This is a genomic window from Marinobacter sp. DUT-3 (assembly GCF_050379435.1).
Lineage (GTDB): Bacteria > Pseudomonadota > Gammaproteobacteria > Pseudomonadales > Oleiphilaceae > Marinobacter.
On sequence record NZ_JBNRMG010000003.1, the window covers coordinates 551936 to 570155 of the forward strand.

The 18220-nt window shown below is 57.4% G+C and carries 19 protein-coding genes; 16 read left to right on the forward strand and 3 right to left on the reverse strand.

The window, feature by feature from the left end:
• Nucleotides 1–41 precede the first annotated feature (41 nt).
• A complete protein-coding gene (locus ACQUWM_RS07895) occupies nt 42–974 on the forward strand; it encodes a LysR family transcriptional regulator (RefSeq protein WP_407002333.1) in 933 nt (310 codons plus the stop codon).
• On the opposite strand, the gene ACQUWM_RS07900 is transcribed toward ACQUWM_RS07895, so the two are convergent.
• Genes ACQUWM_RS07900 through ACQUWM_RS07910 form a run of 3 tightly spaced genes read right to left on the reverse strand, consistent with a single transcriptional unit; the run spans nt 959 to nt 3186 of the window.
• Complete coding sequence (locus ACQUWM_RS07900; protein WP_407002334.1) at nt 959–1714, reverse strand: AfsA-related hotdog domain-containing protein; 756 nt, start codon at nt 1712–1714, stop codon at nt 959–961. The genes ACQUWM_RS07895 and ACQUWM_RS07900 overlap by 16 nt on opposite strands.
• A gap of 53 nt (nt 1715–1767) precedes the next feature.
• Nucleotides 1768–2625, reverse strand: coding sequence for an SDR family oxidoreductase (locus ACQUWM_RS07905; protein ID WP_428921766.1), 858 nt, complete (start codon nt 2623–2625; stop codon nt 1768–1770).
• 42 nt (nt 2626–2667) lie between these two features.
• Nucleotides 2668–3186, reverse strand: a complete 519-nt coding sequence (locus ACQUWM_RS07910) for an SRPBCC family protein (RefSeq protein ID WP_407002337.1) — start codon at nt 3184–3186, stop codon at nt 2668–2670.
• Nucleotides 3187–3530: 344 nt separating this feature from the next.
• Here ACQUWM_RS07910 and rpsB point away from each other — a divergent pair, with 344 nt between their 5' ends.
• The 15 genes from rpsB (at nt 3531) to rnhB (ending at nt 18180) form a co-directional block, all read left to right on the forward strand.
• Nucleotides 3531–4283, forward strand: coding sequence for a 30S ribosomal protein S2 (gene rpsB / locus ACQUWM_RS07915; RefSeq protein WP_407002338.1), 753 nt, complete (start codon nt 3531–3533; stop codon nt 4281–4283).
• Between the two features lie 89 nt (nt 4284–4372).
• Complete coding sequence (gene tsf / locus ACQUWM_RS07920) at nt 4373–5242, forward strand: translation elongation factor Ts (protein ID WP_407002339.1); 870 nt, start codon at nt 4373–4375, stop codon at nt 5240–5242.
• Between the two features lie 188 nt (nt 5243–5430).
• Nucleotides 5431–6159, forward strand: a complete 729-nt coding sequence (pyrH, locus tag ACQUWM_RS07925; RefSeq protein WP_406987859.1) for a UMP kinase — start codon at nt 5431–5433, stop codon at nt 6157–6159.
• Nucleotides 6160–6231: 72 nt separating this feature from the next.
• On the forward strand, nt 6232–6789 hold the full coding sequence (gene frr, locus ACQUWM_RS07930) for a ribosome recycling factor (RefSeq protein ID WP_407002340.1): 558 nt from the start codon (nt 6232–6234) through the stop codon (nt 6787–6789).
• A 67-nt stretch (nt 6790–6856) separates the two neighbouring features.
• Nucleotides 6857–7627 (forward strand): polyprenyl diphosphate synthase, encoded by a 771-nt coding sequence (gene uppS, locus ACQUWM_RS07935; RefSeq protein WP_406987857.1) that lies wholly within the window; start codon nt 6857–6859, stop codon nt 7625–7627.
• A gap of 22 nt (nt 7628–7649) precedes the next feature.
• Nucleotides 7650–8489 (forward strand): phosphatidate cytidylyltransferase, encoded by an 840-nt coding sequence (locus ACQUWM_RS07940; protein WP_428921816.1) that lies wholly within the window; start codon nt 7650–7652, stop codon nt 8487–8489.
• An 8-nt stretch (nt 8490–8497) separates the two neighbouring features.
• Nucleotides 8498–9673 (forward strand): 1-deoxy-D-xylulose-5-phosphate reductoisomerase, encoded by a 1176-nt coding sequence (gene ispC / locus ACQUWM_RS07945; RefSeq protein WP_407002343.1) that lies wholly within the window; start codon nt 8498–8500, stop codon nt 9671–9673.
• Nucleotides 9674–9726: 53 nt separating this feature from the next.
• The gene (rseP, locus tag ACQUWM_RS07950; RefSeq protein WP_428921767.1) at nt 9727–11076 is read left to right on the forward strand and encodes an RIP metalloprotease RseP; all 1350 of its coding nucleotides are present in this window, start codon (nt 9727–9729) and stop codon (nt 11074–11076) included.
• A 43-nt stretch (nt 11077–11119) separates the two neighbouring features.
• Nucleotides 11120–13438 (forward strand): outer membrane protein assembly factor BamA, encoded by a 2319-nt coding sequence (bamA, locus tag ACQUWM_RS07955; RefSeq protein ID WP_428921768.1) that lies wholly within the window; start codon nt 11120–11122, stop codon nt 13436–13438.
• 44 nt (nt 13439–13482) lie between these two features.
• Nucleotides 13483–13980, forward strand: a complete 498-nt coding sequence (locus tag ACQUWM_RS07960) for an OmpH family outer membrane protein (RefSeq protein WP_428921769.1) — start codon at nt 13483–13485, stop codon at nt 13978–13980.
• Between the two features lie 64 nt (nt 13981–14044).
• A complete protein-coding gene (gene lpxD, locus ACQUWM_RS07965) occupies nt 14045–15070 on the forward strand; it encodes a UDP-3-O-(3-hydroxymyristoyl)glucosamine N-acyltransferase (protein WP_428921770.1) in 1026 nt (341 codons plus the stop codon).
• An 11-nt stretch (nt 15071–15081) separates the two neighbouring features.
• A complete protein-coding gene (gene fabZ, locus ACQUWM_RS07970; RefSeq protein WP_407002348.1) occupies nt 15082–15519 on the forward strand; it encodes a 3-hydroxyacyl-ACP dehydratase FabZ in 438 nt (145 codons plus the stop codon).
• Entirely contained in the window at nt 15519–16310 is a 792-nt protein-coding gene (gene lpxA, locus ACQUWM_RS07975; RefSeq protein ID WP_407002349.1) for an acyl-ACP--UDP-N-acetylglucosamine O-acyltransferase, read from the forward strand. The genes fabZ and lpxA overlap by 1 nt, the downstream gene beginning before the upstream one ends.
• A 17-nt stretch (nt 16311–16327) precedes the next feature.
• Nucleotides 16328–17506 (forward strand): lipid-A-disaccharide synthase, encoded by a 1179-nt coding sequence (lpxB, locus tag ACQUWM_RS07980; protein WP_428921771.1) that lies wholly within the window; start codon nt 16328–16330, stop codon nt 17504–17506.
• Nucleotides 17503–18180: a ribonuclease HII gene (gene rnhB, locus ACQUWM_RS07985; RefSeq protein WP_428921772.1), complete on the forward strand. Its 678-nt coding sequence runs from the start codon at nt 17503–17505 to the stop codon at nt 18178–18180. The genes lpxB and rnhB overlap by 4 nt, the downstream gene beginning before the upstream one ends.
• Nucleotides 18181–18220: the final 40 nt, after the last annotated feature.

Sequence of the window (18220 nt, forward strand, 5' to 3'; positions counted from 1 at the left end):
CCTGTTTTGCCCAGGGACTCAAATTTAAAGGGATTGTTCGAATGGATATCAGGGATATGGATATCAAGTCGTTGATGGTGTTTGATGCCATCTACAAGACCAAAAACCTTTCTGCTGCCGCTGATCAGCTGGATACCAGCCAGCCCTCGATCAGCCGCTGCCTGGCCCGTATGCGGGACAGTCTCAACGACCCGCTCTTCACCCGGCATCGGAATCGTATGCTGCCGACGCCCAAGGCCATGCTCATGGCCAGTTATGTGGAGCAGGCACTGGACAGCCTTCATGCGGGAATCGATTGTTTCAGGGAGTTTCAGCCAAACCGGTCCGATGTGAACTTTCGGCTCGGAGTGAATGACCTGGTGCTCAGCCTTCACGCCAACCCGTTGATTCAGGCAGTAATGAGAGAGAGCGCGGGGGTGAGTCTTTCCTTTCTCAGTGCCAACTACCTTGATGCCTTGTCCCTGCTCGAAAAGAGCGCCATCGACGTGGCGATCGTGTCGCACTTCAGTAGCAGTTCGCTGTATTGCTATGAACCGCTGTTTCAGGACGATTACGTGACCGTGGCCCGGGAGCATCACCCTCTGGTCGGAGGCGGTCCTCTGACGCTGGATGCGTTCAGCCGGCTCGAGCATATCCTCGTCACCTATGAAGACGCACGCAGTGGATGGATTGACGATGAGCTGGCCAAGTTGTCGATGCACCGAAGGATTCGGCTGCGCCTGCCGTTCTTTACCAACGCGCTGCAACTGGTTGCCGACAGCGACCTGATTTGCACACTTCCCCGTCAGTTTGCCCGTTATTACGCGAGGCGGTATCCACTGGTGCTTCATGAGTTGCCTTTGAAGAGTCACGTTCACACCTTTTTTCTTATCTGGTTGAGGCGTCTGGACCGCGACCCTGCCCAGCGCTGGATAAGAGAAATTGTCCAGCGCGTGGTGGGCAGGGCGGGCATTGCACATCAAGCTGACAGTTGAGAACCCTCTTCAGCGAATTCGCTGACAAAGCGTGTGACCATGTTAGCGGCCAGGTTCTGCTCCTTTCCGGCCAGGAATTCCGCAGGGTATGCGGTGAATTCAACCTCGCAGGTTGTGGCGGGAGTGTCGTTGCATTGATGGAAATTGATGGTGGCGGCGCTGGAAATGGTGCCCCGCTTGCTGGCTCTGAGCGAATGAATCTGGTAGTCAATGGTAGCGCCCAGAGGGAACACGAAACTGTGGAAGCGCGTGTCCATACGGTTGATGACAAAATAGTACTGCTGATCCTTCTTGGCGTGGAACTGCTCCGTTACGGTCAGGAAGCTTTGCCGCGCGGCTTCTATCAGAACCATGCCCTGAATGTGCTGGCCAGTTATATGGTCGAGCATCAGCTCATTGTCATTGTGCACCAGCAGGTCCATCTGCATATGCCGCTCACTCAGGCGGGTCGGAAGGCTGACCAGGCGATTCTCTGCCCGACTCTTGTGGCACAGGCGTTCGGGGGCTGTCTCTAGTCCGGTGCCTTCGGCTTCAAGCCACTGGGTTCGCGGGAATCGAGCGATCAGGCGGTCGATTTCCTCAATCGTTTCCCGGGTCAATCCCTGGCCGGCTATCAGTGAGGTGGGCTGATGGGTGCGCTGTTTGAGTTCGACGTCCAGTTGCGATTGTTTGACGATGTTTTCATTTCTGGCGAACCCGGAAAACTTGTCGCCGACAACGATCAGGTAGTTCATATCCATGACGTTTCTCTCCTTGAAATAAAGCAGGCCACGAATTGTGGCCTGCTGGTGGGTTACGACATAAAGGCTGACTGATGCTGCTTGAGGAATTCGTTAACCTGCGTGGGTTGGCGCCCCATCACTTTCTTGTAATCATCACTGACATAGCTGCCCTGGTTGTCGGCGTAGAGCTCAAACAACTCGATCAGCGCGTCCGAGAGCCACTCACCATAGCCTGCATCAACCATGGAGGCGCGGGCATCCGAGAAGGAGACCGGTTGGTACTGAACCTGCTTGCCGGTCAGGTGGGACAACTCCTCGGCAACGCTGTGGAACGTTTCGGCGCTGCGCCCGGTAAGGGCGATGACTTCCTGTTTCAGGTTGTCATCAGTGAGGCAACGCACCGCGGTCCGGGCAATGTCGCCGATGTCGGTAAAGCTGATCTGGCCATTGGCTGCGGGCGCGTAGATCAGTCCGTCGGACTTGACGCTGTCGCCGTGCCCCAGAAGGTTCTGCATGAACAGGTTGGGTTGCAGGATGCAGTAGTCCAGTCCGGAGGTGCGCAGGTGCTCCTCGACTTGAGCGTGAAGCCGTGGAAGCCGCGGTCCGGCGTCTGGCGAGGCGCCCAGGCCCGAGAGTTTCACCACCTTGCTGACGCCGGCCTGTTTGGCCGCGTCGATCACGCCAATCTGCCAGTCGACCATTTCGGCGTTTGGCGGTGTGGCCAGGTATACGCCGGTGACACCCTGAAGCGCTCTCAGAACCTGATCGGCATTGCCGAGGTCAGCCTCAACAATCTCAGCCTCAGTGGGCAGCTTGCCGCGTGCGTCGTCGGCGTTGCGGGTCAGGGCGCGGTAGGCGATGCCCTGGGCGCTGAGTTCCTGGCAGACCTGGCTGCCGGTGTTGCCTGTGGCTCCAATTACTAGAATCATTGCGTTACTCCTTTACGGTTTGGTTTGCAAAGTGCGCCGGGTTTACCGGTGCTGTGAATGTGTGTGATGAGGGTTGCCGCGCCGGGCCTCGTTCAGCATGTCTTCCATGCCGTCGATGCCGTTGTTGAACAGGAGGGTCAGGGTTTCGGTCATTTCCTGTTCCAGTTCCGGCTCGATGTCGAAGCTGGCCCGCCAGGTGAGGTGGGTGCGTCTGGCTTGCGTGGCATCAAAGTCCAGGCTTGCCTGGTAGTTTTTAAGGCCAAGCGGGCCGGCAACAATGGTGTAGGTGTACGAGTGCTGGCTGTCCGAGAACTCGCTGAGCCGCTCTACAAACACGCCGCCGTCATTCATGACGATGGTGCGGTGAATGCCGTGGCGGTTCTCGTAGACGTCGCAGGTGTTGACCAGCGACTGCCAGTTCTGGATAGAGCAGAATGTGCTGAATGACTCCCAGATCTGCTCAATCGGGGCGTTGAGTGTGCGATCGATGCGGACCTCCGCCGCCTGGGCGGTACCCAGAGCTGCTGCCGCAAGTGTGAATGTGGTTGCCAGTTTGAACACCGTTGCCTCCTTTCGTGGTTTCCCTGTTGTGTCTTTTTTGTCCTGGTCTGCTTGGTGCGGTGTGTTTGGAATTATTCGTCATAGAAGGGAGGCAAGTAATAGCTGGGGTGATATAGCCGCTATAACAGGATTGATATGAAGCCTTGGCGGGGAGTCATCGGCATGCTGAAATAGATGGCACCAGGGTGCGTTTTTATGGTATAAACGCGCCCGCTGGAAACAAATCCGGCAAATTCACACACGTGTCGACACGTTGTCCCAGGGTGCCGTCTCCTGTTTTAAGGAGCATGGTTGGGTCAATCGGACGCGTGGAGGACTAACCCGAAGCTAAAAAGGTAAATATCATGGCTCAGGTAAATATGCGTGACCTGCTCAAGGCAGGTGCTCACTTCGGTCACCAGACCCGTTACTGGAACCCGAAAATGTCGAAGTTCATCTTCGGCGCCCGCAACAAGATTCATATCATCAACCTGGAACAGACTGTTCCTGCCATGAACGACGCACTCAAGTTCGTTCAGCAACTGGCAGAGAACAAGAACAAGGTTCTGTTCGTAGGTACCAAGCGTGCCGCAGCGAAAATCGTGAAGGAAGAAGCCGAGCGCGCTGGTCAGCCTTTCGTAAACCACCGCTGGTTGGGTGGCATGCTGACCAACTACAAGACCATCCGTCAGTCTATCCGTCGCTACCGTGACCTGGAAGCTCAGAGCCAGGATGGTACTTTCGACAAGCTGACCAAGAAAGAAGCCCTTGATCGCACCCGCGAAATGGACCGCCTTGAGCGTTCTATCGGCGGTATCAAGGACATGGGTGGCCTGCCGGATGCCATGTTCGTAATCGACGTGGACCACGAGCGCATCGCCATCAAGGAAGCCAACAAGCTGGGCATTCCTGTTATCGGTGTTGTTGATACCAACAGCGATCCTGACGGTGTTGATTACGTAATCCCGGGCAACGATGACGCCATTCGCGCTATCCAGATTTACGTGAAGGCCGTTGCCGATACCTGCATCGATGCGACCCAGTCTGCCGGTGCCGGCGCTGACGAGTTTGTTGAAGTCAGCGAAGATGCTGAAGGTGCTGCTCCAGCCGCTGAGTAATGTTTTCCCTTCAGATTTGAGATGTCGGGTGTGCCCGTGATTAACCCCGGGCACACCTTCCCACCGAATTCGGAACAAGAGGATTGAACATGGCTGCAATTACCGCTGCAATGGTTAAAGAGCTGCGTGAGCGTACCGGCCTCGGCATGATGGAGTGCAAGAAAGCACTGGTCGAAGCTGATGGCAGTGTTGATACTGCGATTGAAGAGCTGCGCAAGTCTTCCGGCCTGAAAGCCGCCAAAAAGGCCGGCCGTACTGCCGCTGAAGGCGTATCTCTGATCAAGATTTCTGACGACAACACCGTTGCCTTCATCCTGGAAGTCAACTCCGAGACCGACTTCGTTGCCCGTGATGACAACTTCATCAGCTTCGCCAACGACGTTCTGGACGTTGCCTTCGAAAAGGGTGAAACCGACGTAGCCAAGCTGATGGACGGCGATCTGGAAGCCAAGCGTGAAGCGCTGGTTCAGAAGATTGGCGAGAACATCACTGTACGTCGCATCGTTAAGGTCGAAGGTCCGGTTGTGGGCGGCTATGTCCACAGCAACAACAAGATCGCATCTGTTGTGGCCCTGACCGCTGGTGACTCCGAGGTTGCCCGTGACATCGCCATGCACGCTGCCGCTGTTAACCCGCGGGTTGGCAAGCCGGAAGACATGCCTGCCGATGAACTCGAGAAAGAAAAAGACGTCATCAAGGCCCAGCCGGATATGGAAGGCAAGCCTGCCGAAATCGTCGAGAAGATGATGGGCGGCCGCATCAAGAAGTTCCTCAAGGAAAACAGCCTTGTTGAGCAGCCTTTCGTCAAGAACCCTGACCAGACCGTGGGTGAGCTGATCAAGTCCGCCGGCGGTGAGCTGGTTGGTTTTGTTCGCCTGGAAGTCGGTGAAGGTATTGAGAAGGAAGAAGTGGACTTTGCTGCCGAGGTTGCTGCTGCAGCCGGCACAGGCAAGGCCTGATCCTTCTGTTTGGCGCTGCGACCCCAGTGGTTGCAGCGCCACCTGAGTCTGCCACGTTGGCTGGGGTGACCTGGCTCTCGTGGCGGGCTTGTATCTGAGATACCCCTTTTTATTGAGGAGTATGTCAGATACAAGCCTGCGAAGCTTGTCGCGCCAGATAGCAGCCAACAGACGAAAAGGGGATCACCATGCCGACATCATCGAAAACCCAGCCCAGATACAAGCGTGTTCTGCTCAAGCTCAGTGGCGAAGCCCTGATGGGCGAGCACGATTTCGGTATTGATCCCAAAGTTCTTGACCGCATGGCACTGGAAATCGGCGCCCTGATCGGTATTGGTGTTCAGGTAGGCCTGGTTATCGGTGGCGGTAACCTGTTCCGTGGCGCTGCCCTGAATGCCGCGGGCATGGATCGGGTAACCGGCGACCACATGGGTATGCTGGCAACCGTGATGAACGGGTTGGCTATGCGCGATGCGCTTGAGCGCTCGAATATCCGTACCCGTGTCATGTCGGCCATTCCCATGAGCGGCATCGTTGAGCACTATGATCGCCGTCGCGCAGTGCGCGACCTGAAAGACGGTGATGTGGTGATTTTCTGCGCCGGCACGGGTAACCCCTTCTTTACCACTGACTCCGCTGCCTGTCTGCGTGGTATCGAGATCGAGGCGGATGCGGTCCTGAAGGCGACCAAGGTGGATGGTGTCTATTCGGCGGACCCCTATCTCGACTCGTCAGCAGAAAAATACGACCATCTGACCTATGACGAAGTGCTGGATAAAAAGCTGGGCGTGATGGACCTGACAGCGATCTGCCTGGCCCGGGATCACGGTATGCCGCTGCGGGTGTTCGATATGAATCGCCCGGGTGCGCTGACGCGCATCGTGACCGGCGAAAAAGAAGGTACACTGATCGAATAACGTGGTTGATCCGGCCCGCATCAGACTGGCCGGAAAACGGACTGACATGAATAACGAATTGAGGATGCTCTAGTGATCAACGACATCAAATCCGAAGCTGAGAAGAAAATGAAAAAGAGCGTTGATGCTCTCCACTCAGCCTTCAACAAAATCCGCACAGGCCGTGCCCATCCTGCCATTCTCGACAGCGTCATGGTGAACTACTATGGCCAGGAAACGCCGCTGAAGCAGGTTGCGAGCGTGAACGTTGAAGACAACCGTACACTGACGATATCGCCCTGGGAAAAGAACCTCGTGCCGACGATTGAAAAAGCCATCATGACGTCGGATCTGGGTTTGAACCCTGCCACCAGCGGCGACACCATCCGCGTTCCGATGCCGATGCTGACCGAAGAAACCCGTAAGGAAATGGTCAAGCAGGCAAAAGCCGATGCCGAGCACGGTCGGGTCTCTATCCGTAACGCTCGTCGTGACGCCAACTCCATGTTGAAAGAACTGCTCAAAGAGAAGGAAATCAACGAAGACGAGGAGCGTAAGGGCGAGGAAGAGATTCAGAAGCTGACGGATCGTTACATCGCCGACATTGAAAAAATGCTCAAAGGAAAAGAAGAAGACTTGATGGCTGTCTGATTCAGCCGGGTCTTATTCGGACACAACGATCAGCCAGCGTCCACCCGCTGGCTGAGCAGGGGACTTCATGACGGAAACTGTATCCGCAGAGATTCCGGTGTCGGCTGACAGTCGGCCCCGGCATGTGGCCATTATCATGGATGGTAATAACCGCTGGGCGAAAGCGCGCCAGCTGACGGGGGTGGCCGGCCACAAGGCGGGCGTGAATGCGGTGAAAGCTGTCGTGGAGACCTGCGCCCGCGAGGGGGTGGAGGTACTGACCCTGTTTGCCTTCTCAAGCGAGAACTGGCGGCGCCCCAAAGATGAGGTCTCTGCCTTGATGCGCCTGTTCCTGTTTGCACTGGAGCGGGAAGTCAAAAAGCTTCATCGGAACAACATCCGGCTCCGGATCATCGGTGACCGGACCGCCTTCAGTCCTGCGTTGCAGGAACATATGGAAAAGGCGGAAGCGTTGACCCGCAATAACACCCTGATGACCCTGGTCATTGCCGCCAACTATGGCGGTCACTGGGATATCACGCAGGCAACCAGGCAGGTTGCGGAAAAGGTCCGGGCAGGGGGGCTGGAACCGTCGGATGTGACCGATGGCCTGATTCAGCAGCATCTCTCCATTGGCGACCTGCCCATGCCGGACCTGATGATCCGCACGGCGGGCGAGCAGCGCATCAGCAATTTCATGCTCTGGCACCTGGCGTACACCGAACTGTACTTCTCACCGGTTTACTGGCCCGACTTCCTTGAGGACGAAATGAGGGAAGCGCTGAAGGCCTATGCCGGTCGGCAGCGGCGGTTTGGCCAGACCGATGACCAGATTGCCAGTCGCCAGCCGGAAAAATAACGACAAGACAGCGAACTCTATTGTGCTAAAAACCAGAATCATAACTGCGCTTATCCTTGCCCCGATTGCCATTGGCGGCATCTTCTTTCTGCCACCGCTCGGCTTTGCCCTGTTTACCGGTGCCATTATCACCATCGGTGCCTGGGAATGGGCCAACATGTCGGGCATGACCTCCCAGTTGGCTCGCGTGGTCTACGCGGCGGTGGCTGCCGCCGTGATGTACGGGTTGCTCAATGTATCCGCTGTTGCCGTGCTCTGGCTGGCCGTTATCTGGTGGTTTATCTGTTTCCTGATGGTTCGCAGTTACCCGGCCGGATCCGAGCGCTGGGGCGGGTTGCCTGTTCGCGCCGTGATGGGGCTGCTTGTGCTGGTTCCGGCCTGGGTGGGGTTGAACCATTTGCGGACCGGATCGTTTCAGTTCGGTGATGTTGCCAACAATTTATTAGTCATATTGTTTGTATTCTGCGTTGTCTGGGTTGCCGATATCGGCGCCTATTTCGCGGGCCGGGCGTTCGGCAAGGCCAAGCTGGCTCCACGAGTCAGCCCCGGAAAATCCTGGGCCGGTGTCTGGGGCGGCCTGGTGGCGGTTGCGGTATTCGCGGTCATCGTAAGTCAGCTGGCTTCCGCGCCCATGGACCAGACGCTGCTGCTGGTGATCGCCAGCCTGGCGACGGGGCTGGTTTCAGTGTTGGGAGATCTCCTGGAGAGCATGCTCAAGCGTTTTCGTGGCATAAAGGACAGCAGCCAACTGCTTCCTGGTCATGGTGGTATTATGGACCGGATTGACAGCCTTACGGCTGCCATTCCCGTGTTTGCCCTGATTATTACCCAGCTTGGCTGGCTGACGGCTGGCCACTGGTGAGTGAAATTATGCGCCATGTAACCATCCTTGGAGCCACCGGGTCGATTGGCCGGAGCACGCTGGATGTGATTCGTCGCCACCCGGACCGCTTCCGGATTCACGCCCTCACGGCCAGCACCCGGGTTGAGGATATGGTGATTCTGTGTCGTGAGTTCCGGCCGGCCTATGCCGTCATGGCCGACAACGACGCCGCCAGCCAGTTGGCAGATGCCATATCGGAACTTCCGACAACCGTTCTCGGCGGAGAGTCGGGGTTGTGCCAGGTTGCCTGTTCGGATGATGTGGATACGGTCATGGCGGCTATTGTAGGCGCTGCCGGCCTCCCGCCAACGCTTTCCGCCGTACGGGCTGGAAAGCGCGTCCTGCTGGCCAACAAGGAAGCCCTGGTCATGTCCGGCCGGCTGTTTATGGACGCGGTGGCCGAGTCCGGTGCTGAGTTGCTGCCAATCGACAGTGAGCACAACGCGATCTTCCAGTGCATGCCAGCGGACAGGGTTCGTGATCCCGATGGCGCCGGTATCACCCGTATACTGCTCACGGCGTCCGGCGGGCCCTTCCGGCAGCATTCCGAAGACGAGCTGAAGAGCGTGTCTCCGTCACAGGCCTGCGCCCACCCCAACTGGTCCATGGGGCGGAAAATCTCCGTGGACTCCGCCACCCTGATGAACAAGGGGCTGGAGCTGATTGAAGCATGCTGGCTGTTCAACACCGATCCGACGCGGATTGAAGTGCACGTCCACCCGGAAAGCATCATCCATTCGATGGTTGAGTATGCCGATGGGTCGGTTCTGGCCCAGTTGGGCAGCCCCGATATGCGTACGCCGATTGCCAACGGTCTGGCCTGGCCAGAACGCATTGATGCCGGCGTAGCGCCGCTGGATCTGTTTGCCATCGGTCGGTTCCATTTCGAGCGTCCGGACATGATCCGGTTTCCCTGTCTACGCCTGGCTGCGGAGGCCTTTCAATCCGGCGGGACTGCTCCGGCAGTGCTGAATGCCGCCAACGAAGAGGCGGTGGCGGCATTTTTGGCGGGCGACCTTTGCTTTACCGATATCCCCGTTATTATAGAGCGCACCCTGACGGCGACCGAGGTGGTTTCCGCCGACAGTTTCGATATCATCTTTGCAAAAGATGCTGAAGCCCGTGGGTTTGCCCGGGAACAGATACGCTTGCTGACGGTCTGAGTTATCGCTACCGGGCCGGTCCGTCGGGATAATCGCCAACTATCGAGAGCACTATGCACATAGTTCAAACCGTCCTTGCACTCGCTTTAACGCTGGGCATACTGGTGACCCTTCATGAGTTTGGCCATTTCTGGGTGGCCAGACGCTGTGGGGTCAAGGTGCTTCGTTTCTCCGTCGGTTTCGGGAAGCCCATGTTTTCCTGGTACGACCGCCATGGCACTGAATTCGCGATAGCCGCGATTCCGCTGGGTGGCTACGTCAAAATGCTCGATGAGCGGGAAGGGCCCGTCCCCGAGGAGCTGCGTGACCAGGCGTTTACCTCCAAGCCGCCGTCAAAGCGTATTGCGATCGCAGCCGCCGGACCGATAGCGAATTTTCTCTTCGCCATAGCCGCATACTGGTTGTTGAGCGTGGTCGGCTTTACCGCCGTGGCGCCCATCGTAGGCGACGTGAAGCCGGATAGTATTGCGGAACGCATGGGTCTGGTCGAGGGAATGGAAATCCACGAGGTGGATGGTCACAGGGTGACGTCCTGGCGAGATATTAACATGCGCCTGCTGGAGCGAGCCGGGGAGCACAGCAGCGTTGCTCTGGTAGTCAGTCGTAATGGCAGTCGTGGCGAACTATCCACATCCCTCGATGGCTGGCGCTTGCAGGACAGCAGGCCCGATCCCCTGGGGGCGTTCGGCATAGAACCCTGGCGACCGGCCATTCCCGCTGTACTGGATGAAATAGTCAGTGGCGGTGCCGCCGAAGCCGCTGGCCTGCAACCCGGAGATCGCGTGGTTGCCGTGGAAGGACAGCCCGTTGCGGGCTGGTTTGAGTTGGTGGACATCATCCGCGCCTCACCGGCCTCAACCCTGGCGGTAACCGTTGAGCGTCAGGGTGAACGCCTGGACTTGCAGGTAACGCCGGAATCGAAAACCACGGAAAGCGGCGAGAAAATTGGCTTTGTGGGCGCCGGTGTGGCCCAGGTAAGCTGGCCGGACGAAGTGCTGCGGGACGTACGGTTCGGGCCTGTTGCGGCCGTGCCCAATGCGGTCAGTGAAACCTGGGCGGATACCCGGTTGACGCTGGTGGCCATCAAGAAGATGGTTACCGGGCTGTTGTCGCCCACCAATCTCAGCGGCCCTATTACGATTGCCCGGGTTGCGGAAGCCAGTGTCAGTTCCGGCTTCGAGGACTTTATCCGCTTCCTGGCTTACCTGAGCGTAAGCCTGGGGGTGCTCAACCTTCTGCCGATACCGGTTCTGGATGGTGGTCATATCATTTATTACACCATCGAGGCGATTCGCCGTAAGCCGCTTTCCGAGCAGGCTCAGGCGCTTGGATTACGAATCGGTATGGCATTGATTCTCACATTAATGGTGTTTGCTCTTTACAACGACCTGATGCGGTTGTGAGAATTGCGAGCTCCTTACGCGCATTAACAGGCGAAATGACTGAATGAGACGTTCTCTTCTAGGTGTAGCCATAGGTCTGGCAATTGCCGGTACCGGCATGAGTTCAGCGCATGCTGACGAATTTACGGTTTCTGATATTGAGGTAGAGGGATTACAACGGGTATCCGCAGGTACCGTTTTCTCCGCCTTCCCGGTCGACATCGGGGAGCCGGTGGACGAAGCCGAACTTGCCGGGGCGATCAAGGATCTGTTCCGGACGGGGCTGTTCACGGATATTGAAGCAAGCCGGGACGGTGGCGTTCTGATCCTGACGGTCCTGGAACGGCCTTCCATCACCTCCATTGAAATCGACGGCAACAAGAATATTGAAACGGATATGCTCCTGGATGCATTGTCCGGAGCCGGTCTTGAAGAGGGCCAGGTATTCCGTCGTGCCACGCTGGAACGCCTTGAGCTTGAGATTCTGCGCTCTTACATCAGTCAGGGCCGTTACAACGCCCGGGTGAAGGCAACCGCCGAAGAGTTACCCCGCAACCGGGTCGCCATCAAGCTCGATATCAACGAAGGCGATGTGGCGGCCATTCAGCACATGAATATCATTGGCAACGAAAACTTCAATGATGAGGAGTTGCTGGATCTGTTTGAACTCCGGACCAGCAGCTGGTGGAACTCCATCACCAATGCCGACAAATATGCGCGGGAGCGGCTCAGCGGTGACCTGGAGACCCTGAGATCGTTCTACCTGGACCGTGGTTATCTGGACTTCAACGTGGAGTCCAGCCAGGTATCAATCTCACCCGACAAGAAACAGGTCTTCATTGCGATTGCGCTGAACGAGGGGCCTCAGTACACAGTGTCTGACGTCCAGCTTCGGGGCGAACTGATCGTCGATGAGGAAGAGTTGCGTGAACTCATCACGATAGAGGAAGGGGATGTGTTCTCCCGCTCGATGATGACGGCCGTGTCTGAGCGTCTGTCGCGGCGCCTGGGTCGCGAAGGCTATGCCTTTGCCAACGTTAATGCGGTGCCGGAACCGAGTGATGACAATACCGCCTCGGTCACGTTCTACGTTGAACCCGGAAAACGCGCCTATGTCCGCCGGGTTAACTTCGAGGGCAACGTGTCTACCCGGGACGAAGTCCTGCGCCAGGAAATGACCCAGATGGAAGGCGGCGTGGCTTCCACGGATCGAATCGAATACTCCAAGACCAAGCTGGAGCGGCTGGGGTTCTTCCAGACCGTAGACGTCGAAACCACTCCGGTGCCCGGCACGGATGACATGGTGGATGTGAACTACTCCGTTGTTGAGCAGCCTACGGGTAGCCTCTCTGCATCGGTTGGCTTCTCCCAGGCGTCGGGTGTGATCCTGGGCGCGAATGTCTCAGAGAACAATTTCTTCGGCAGTGGCAAGCGGGTTTCGTTTGGCGTCAACGTCAGTGATTCCATCAAAAGTGCCAATTTCTCCTATTCCGATCCCTACTACACGGTCGATGGCGTCAGCCGTGGCTTCAGTATATTTGCCCGGGAAACGGATTTCGAAGAACAGGATATTTCCTCCTACCTGCTGGATGAGTACGGTGGCCGGCTTACTTTCGGGTATCCGACCGACAGCATTACCCGCCTGAACTTCGGGGTTGGGTACACGCTGTCCAAGGTCAAAAGCGGCAGGTTTACTTCCCAGGAAGTGCGGGATTTCATTGCCGAGGAAGGGAACGATTTCCACAACTACTTCCTGTTTGGTTCCTGGCGCCGCAGCACCCTGAACCGTGGCGTGCTGCCCAGCGATGGTTACAGTCATTCCCTGTCCGGTGATGTGGCCGTTCCCGGGAGTGATCTGACCTTCTATAAGCTCACCCATAAGACCGACTTCTACCAGCCTCTGAACGAAAACCAGACCTGGGTCGTGCGGGCGCGCACGGAAGTGGGGTATGGTGATGGCTACAGTGGCCGTGACGTCATGCCGTTTTATGAGCATTTCTATGCCGGCGGCTATGGTTCTGTCCGTGGGTTCGAAGCGAATTCCCTCGGGCCGAGGGCGACAAACAGCCCCAATGATTTGTCAGACCCGGACCCGTTTGGTGGTAACGTCCTGACCGAGGGCAGTCTGGAGCTGATCTTCCCGACTCCGTTTGCGGGGGATAGCCGTTCCATGCGCTCGGCATTCTTTGTGGATGCCGGTCAGGTGTTTGATCCGGACCGGGATTTTGAGCCTGCTGCGAACGAATTACGGGTGTCAGCGGGTATCGGATTCCAGTGGATCACCGCCGTCGGTCCGCTGGCATTCAGTCTGGCCAAGCCGCTGAACGATAAGAGTGGTGACGATACACAGATCTTCCAGTTCTCACTGGGACAGACCTTCTGATCAGTGGACGATGTAGAAAAAGAAAGATACAGAGGAGAAATACCATGTTTCGATTTGCAGCAATGGCCGCCCTGCTGGCGCTGGCCGTGTCTTTCCCGGCAGCGGCCGAGACCCGTATAGGTGTTGTGGATCTCCGTCAGGCCCTGTTTTCTTCAAACGAGGCAAAAACATTCAGTGAAAGCCTCCAGAGGGATTTCGCCGATGACGAGGCCGAAGTGCGCCAGGCCCAGGAAGCAGCGAGAAAACTGAAGGACCGCCTGGAAAAAGATGGCGCAATGATGAACGAATCCGAGCGTAGCCAACTGACCACCGAGTTTCAGGAAAAAGTGAAGGAATTCAACTTCCTCAAGCAACGCCTGGATTCCACTGTGGCCAGTCGTAAACAGTCCTTCCTGGAAAACGCCCGCCCGAATGTCGATAGCGCCGTTCAGGAGCTTCTTGAGGAACACGATCTGGACCTGATTCTCCCCAGCGAAGCCGTGGTCTACGTGAAGCCGGAAATGAACCTGACAGACGAATTGCTGGACAAGCTGAACCGCTGATCAGACCCGGCGCCGGCCTGGTGTGCCATTCGGCGCCAGGCCGTCTTACCTTGTGGAGTAAGTGATGACAGAACGTTGTTACCGGCTGGGGGACATTGCTGCCGAACTGGGGGCGGAGCTCAGGGGAGATCCGGATACACAGATTCATGGTGTCGCCACGCTGCAGGCGGCTACGCCAGGGCAGATATCCTTTCTGGCCAATCCTTCCTACGGTCGATACCTGAAAGAAACCCAGGCCTCGGCCGTCATCCTGTCGCCGGCGGCGGCTGGCGATTCTCCGACCAATGTCCTGTTACTGGACAATCCCTATCTCGGGTACGCTCGCCTCAGTCACTGGTTTGATCCTGCGCCCCGCCAGCAGCCCGGCATTCATCCGTCTGCGGTTGTGGATTCGTCTGCAAGGATTTCAGACACCGCGGCCATTGGCCCCCAGGTGGTGATCGAAGCGGAAGCGGAGATCGGAGATCATGTGATTATCGGAGCCGGCTCCATTGTTGGCGCCCGATGCCGCATCGGAAGTCAGACTGTATTACGCCCCCGGGTAACCCTGGCTCACGACATCATCGTGGGGCAGCGTTGCCATATCCTTAGTGGGGCGGTGGTCGGGTCCGACGGCTTTGGTTTTGCCAATGAAAAAGGCGCCTGGCACCGAATCGCCCAGATCGGCAAGGTTGTTCTGGGTGACGATGTGGAGGTGGGCGCCAATACCACGATTGATCGCGGTGCTCTGGACGACACCGTGATTGGCAACGGCGTCAAACTGGATAACCTGATCCAGATCGCCCACAACGTACGCATCGGCGATCACAGTGCCATGGCGGCCATGGTCGGGATCGCAGGCAGTACCCGCATCGGCAGTCATTGTGTGTTTGGCGGCGCGTCCGGGGTGGCCGGACACCTTGAGATTGCCGATCAGGTGCATCTCACAGGGATGACACTGGTTACCGGTGATATCCGGGAGCCGGGGGTGTATTCTTCCGGCACCAGTGCCGACAAGAATCGCCAGTGGCGCAAAAACGCAGTTCGCTTTCGACAGCTGGACGCCATGGCGCGAAGGCTTAAAGAACTGGAAAAGAAATCAGAAGGCTGAGGCCGTTAAAGATGATGTATATTGAAGAAATTCGGGAATATTTGCCCCACAGATACCCGTTTTTGCTGGTTGATCGGGTTACTGAAATCGAGAAGGGTAAATCCATTAAGGGATATAAGAACATTTCCTTCAACGAACCATTCTTTACAGGCCATTTTCCGAATAAGCCGATCATGCCCGGAGTGCTGATAATAGAGGCGATGGCGCAGCTTTCGGGGGTGCTTGGATTTGTGACGGTTGAACGGAAACCGTCGGATGGCGTGGTACAATATCTGGCTGGGTCCAGTAAGGTGCGCTTCAAGCGCCCCGTGGTGCCAGGAGACCGACTCTGCATGGAATCGACCTTCATCTCTGGCAAGCGCGGAATCTGGAAATTTGAGTGCCGGGCACTGGTCGATGGTGAAGTCGTCTGCGTGGCCGACATATTGACCGCTGAGAGAGAAGTTTGATGGCGACAAATGACTGGTCGGGTGTCCATCCTCAAGCGATTGTAGACCCATCAGCCAGGCTGGCGGATAACGTAACCGTTGGTCCGTGGAGCTACATCGGCCCCGATGTGGAAATAGGAGAGGGTACCGAAATCCTCTCCCATGTGGTGGTCAAAGGGCCTACGGTTATTGGCCGGAACAACCGCATTTTCCAGTTCTCCAGTATCGGAGAAGAGTGTCAGGACAAGAAATACGCCGGCGAGCCGACCACCCTGGTGATCGGTGATGACAACGTGATCCGGGAAAACTGCACTATTCACCGCGGCACGGTTCAGGATCGCGGCGAAACCCGCATTGGCAGCGGCAACCTGCTGATGGCATACGTCCACGTGGCCCACGATTGCACGGTTGGTGACAACACCATACTCGCCAACTGCGCGACCCTGGCAGGGCACGTCACCGTTGGCGACTGGGCTATTCTCGGCGGTGGCACCATGGTCCACCAGTTCTGTCACATCGGTCCGCATAGCATGGCGGCCGGGGGCAGCATCGTACTCAAGGATATTCCGGCTTATGTCATGGCCAGCGGTCAGTCTGCCCAGCCCCATGGCATGAACGTGGAAGGTCTTCGCCGCCGTGGGTTCAGCAAGGAAGTGCTGCTGACCCTGCGCAGGGCCTACAAGGTTATCTACCGGCAAGGTCTGACCACCGAGCAGGCCGTTGAAGATCTGGAAAAATCCTACCCGGATATGGACGAAATACGTCCGCTTATTGACTCTCTTCGTGGTGCACACCGCGGCATTATCCGATAGTCGGGCCCGGACAGGTGATGGACCATCCCCCTTCCAGGGTCATTAGCGACCGACCAATCACATTTGGCATCGTTGCTGGCGAGGCATCGGGTGACATACTCGGTGCTGGTCTGATCTATTCGCTGCGGGCCAGATACCCCCGTGCCCGTTTTGTTGGCATCGGCGGGGAAGAGATGGAGGCCGCCGGTTTTCACTCGCTGGTGCCGATGGAGCGCTTGTCGGTGATGGGATTGGTGGAAGTCCTTGGTCGCATCCGCGAGCTGTTCAGTATCCGCGCACGCCTGATGGACTATTTCCTGGCCACGCCACCGGATGTGGTCATCGGTATCGATTCCCCGGATTTTACCCTCGGTGTCGAACGCCGCTGCCGTGATGCCGGCATTCCCACGGTTCACTACGTCAGCCCCTCAGTCTGGGCGTGGCGACAAAAGCGCATCTTCAAGATTGCGAAATCCGTGAACCTGATGCTGACCCTGTTTCCCTTCGAGGCCCGATTCTACGAAGAGCACGATGTGCCGGTCGCTTTTGTGGGGCACCCGCTGGCAAACCGCATTCCGATGGAGCCGGACACCGCGGGTGCCCGCCGCTCTCTCGGGCTGGATGAAAACAAGCCGGTGCTGGCGATATTGCCGGGCAGCCGTGGGGGCGAAGTTGAACGCCTGGGTAGCCTGTTCCTGGCCGCAGCCCGCTGGATACAGGCCTCCCGTCCGGATCTCCAACTGGTCATTCCCTGCATCAACCGCGACCGCGAACGTCAGGTTCAGGGATTGGTGGAATCCCTCGAGGTTGCCTTGCCGGTGACCATTGTCCGGGGGCGGTCCAGGGAAGTGATGGCGGCGTCCGATGTGGTACTGCTGGCATCAGGCACCGCGACCCTCGAAGCCATGTTGCTGAAAAAGCCAATGGTGGTCGGCTACCGGCTAAGCAACCTCAGTTACAAGCTGCTATCCCACCTGGTCAAGGTGCCTCATGTCGCACTTCCCAACCTGTTGGCCCGTGAGCCGCTGGTGCCGGAGTTGCTTCAGGACGACGCCACCCCCGAGGCTCTGGGAGCCGCAGTGCTGGAACGCCTCGAGAACGAGGATGAACGAACCCGCCTGACCGAGGCATTCACCGAGCTGCATCTGCAACTCCGCCAGAATGCGGATGAAAAAGCGGCGGACGCCATCTCCGAACTGCTGGAGCAATCATCTTGAGTAAACCCCCATTACCCCCGTTCCAGTGTCATTACTCCGGCTCGCGCCTTGCGGGGGTCGATGAAGTCGGACGGGGGCCATTAATTGGAGCGGTTGTTACTGCAGCGGTGATCCTGGACCCTGAACGCCCGATAGCGGGGCTGGCGGACTCCAAGAAGCTCACAGAGAAGCGCAGAGAAGCCCTGTACGAAGAAATTGTTGAGAAGGCCGCCGCCTGGAGTGTCGGGCGAGCCGAAGCGGATGAGATTGATCGCCTGAACATCTACCAGGCCACCATGGTGGCAATGGAAAGGGCGGTCGCTGGCCTGGCCGTTGAGCCGGAGTATGTACTTGTTGATGGAAACCGCTGCCCCAAATGGCGCTGGCCCTCTGAGCCGGTCGTTAAAGGGGATAGCCGTGTCGAGGCCATCAGCGCGGCATCCATCATCGCAAAGGTGGTACGCGACCGCGAAATGGCCGAACTGGACAAACAGTTCCCCGGTTACGAACTTGCCAGGCACAAAGGCTATCCCACACCGGTTCACCTCGAGGCGTTGAATCGCCTCGGCGCCACCGTTCACCACCGACGCTCGTTCCGGCCCGTGCAGGAGGCAATCGATAAGGTGGGTATGTTTGAGCAGGCACCGCAGGAGAGTCTCACTTATCCAGGCGATCTGTTTGAAAATATCGATTGACAGGTACGGGGCTAATCCTTAAGATACGCGCACGTTGATT

Excerpts from the sequence above, each read along its gene's own strand:
- ACQUWM_RS07895 (WP_407002333.1), top strand. The coding sequence starts at position 42 with ATGGATATCAGGGATATGGATATCAAGTCGTTGATGGTGTTTGATGCC.
- ACQUWM_RS07900 (WP_407002334.1), bottom strand. The coding sequence starts at position 1,714 with ATGGATATGAACTACCTGATCGTTGTCGGCGACAAGTTTTCCGGGTTC.
- ACQUWM_RS07905 (WP_428921766.1), bottom strand. The coding sequence starts at position 2,625 with ATGATTCTAGTAATTGGAGCCACAGGCAACACCGGCAGCCAGGTCTGC.
- rpsB (WP_407002338.1), top strand. The coding sequence starts at position 3,531 with ATGGCTCAGGTAAATATGCGTGACCTGCTCAAGGCAGGTGCTCACTTC.
- tsf (WP_407002339.1), top strand. The coding sequence starts at position 4,373 with ATGGCTGCAATTACCGCTGCAATGGTTAAAGAGCTGCGTGAGCGTACC.
- pyrH (WP_406987859.1), top strand. The coding sequence starts at position 5,431 with ATGCCGACATCATCGAAAACCCAGCCCAGATACAAGCGTGTTCTGCTC.
- uppS (WP_406987857.1), top strand. The coding sequence starts at position 6,857 with ATGACGGAAACTGTATCCGCAGAGATTCCGGTGTCGGCTGACAGTCGG.
- ispC (WP_407002343.1), top strand. The coding sequence starts at position 8,498 with ATGCGCCATGTAACCATCCTTGGAGCCACCGGGTCGATTGGCCGGAGC.
- rseP (WP_428921767.1), top strand. The coding sequence starts at position 9,727 with ATGCACATAGTTCAAACCGTCCTTGCACTCGCTTTAACGCTGGGCATA.
- bamA (WP_428921768.1), top strand. The coding sequence starts at position 11,120 with ATGAGACGTTCTCTTCTAGGTGTAGCCATAGGTCTGGCAATTGCCGGT.
- ACQUWM_RS07960 (WP_428921769.1), top strand. The coding sequence starts at position 13,483 with ATGTTTCGATTTGCAGCAATGGCCGCCCTGCTGGCGCTGGCCGTGTCT.
- lpxD (WP_428921770.1), top strand. The coding sequence starts at position 14,045 with ATGACAGAACGTTGTTACCGGCTGGGGGACATTGCTGCCGAACTGGGG.
- fabZ (WP_407002348.1), top strand. The coding sequence starts at position 15,082 with ATGATGTATATTGAAGAAATTCGGGAATATTTGCCCCACAGATACCCG.
- lpxA (WP_407002349.1), top strand. The coding sequence starts at position 15,519 with ATGGCGACAAATGACTGGTCGGGTGTCCATCCTCAAGCGATTGTAGAC.
- lpxB (WP_428921771.1), top strand. The coding sequence starts at position 16,328 with ATGGACCATCCCCCTTCCAGGGTCATTAGCGACCGACCAATCACATTT.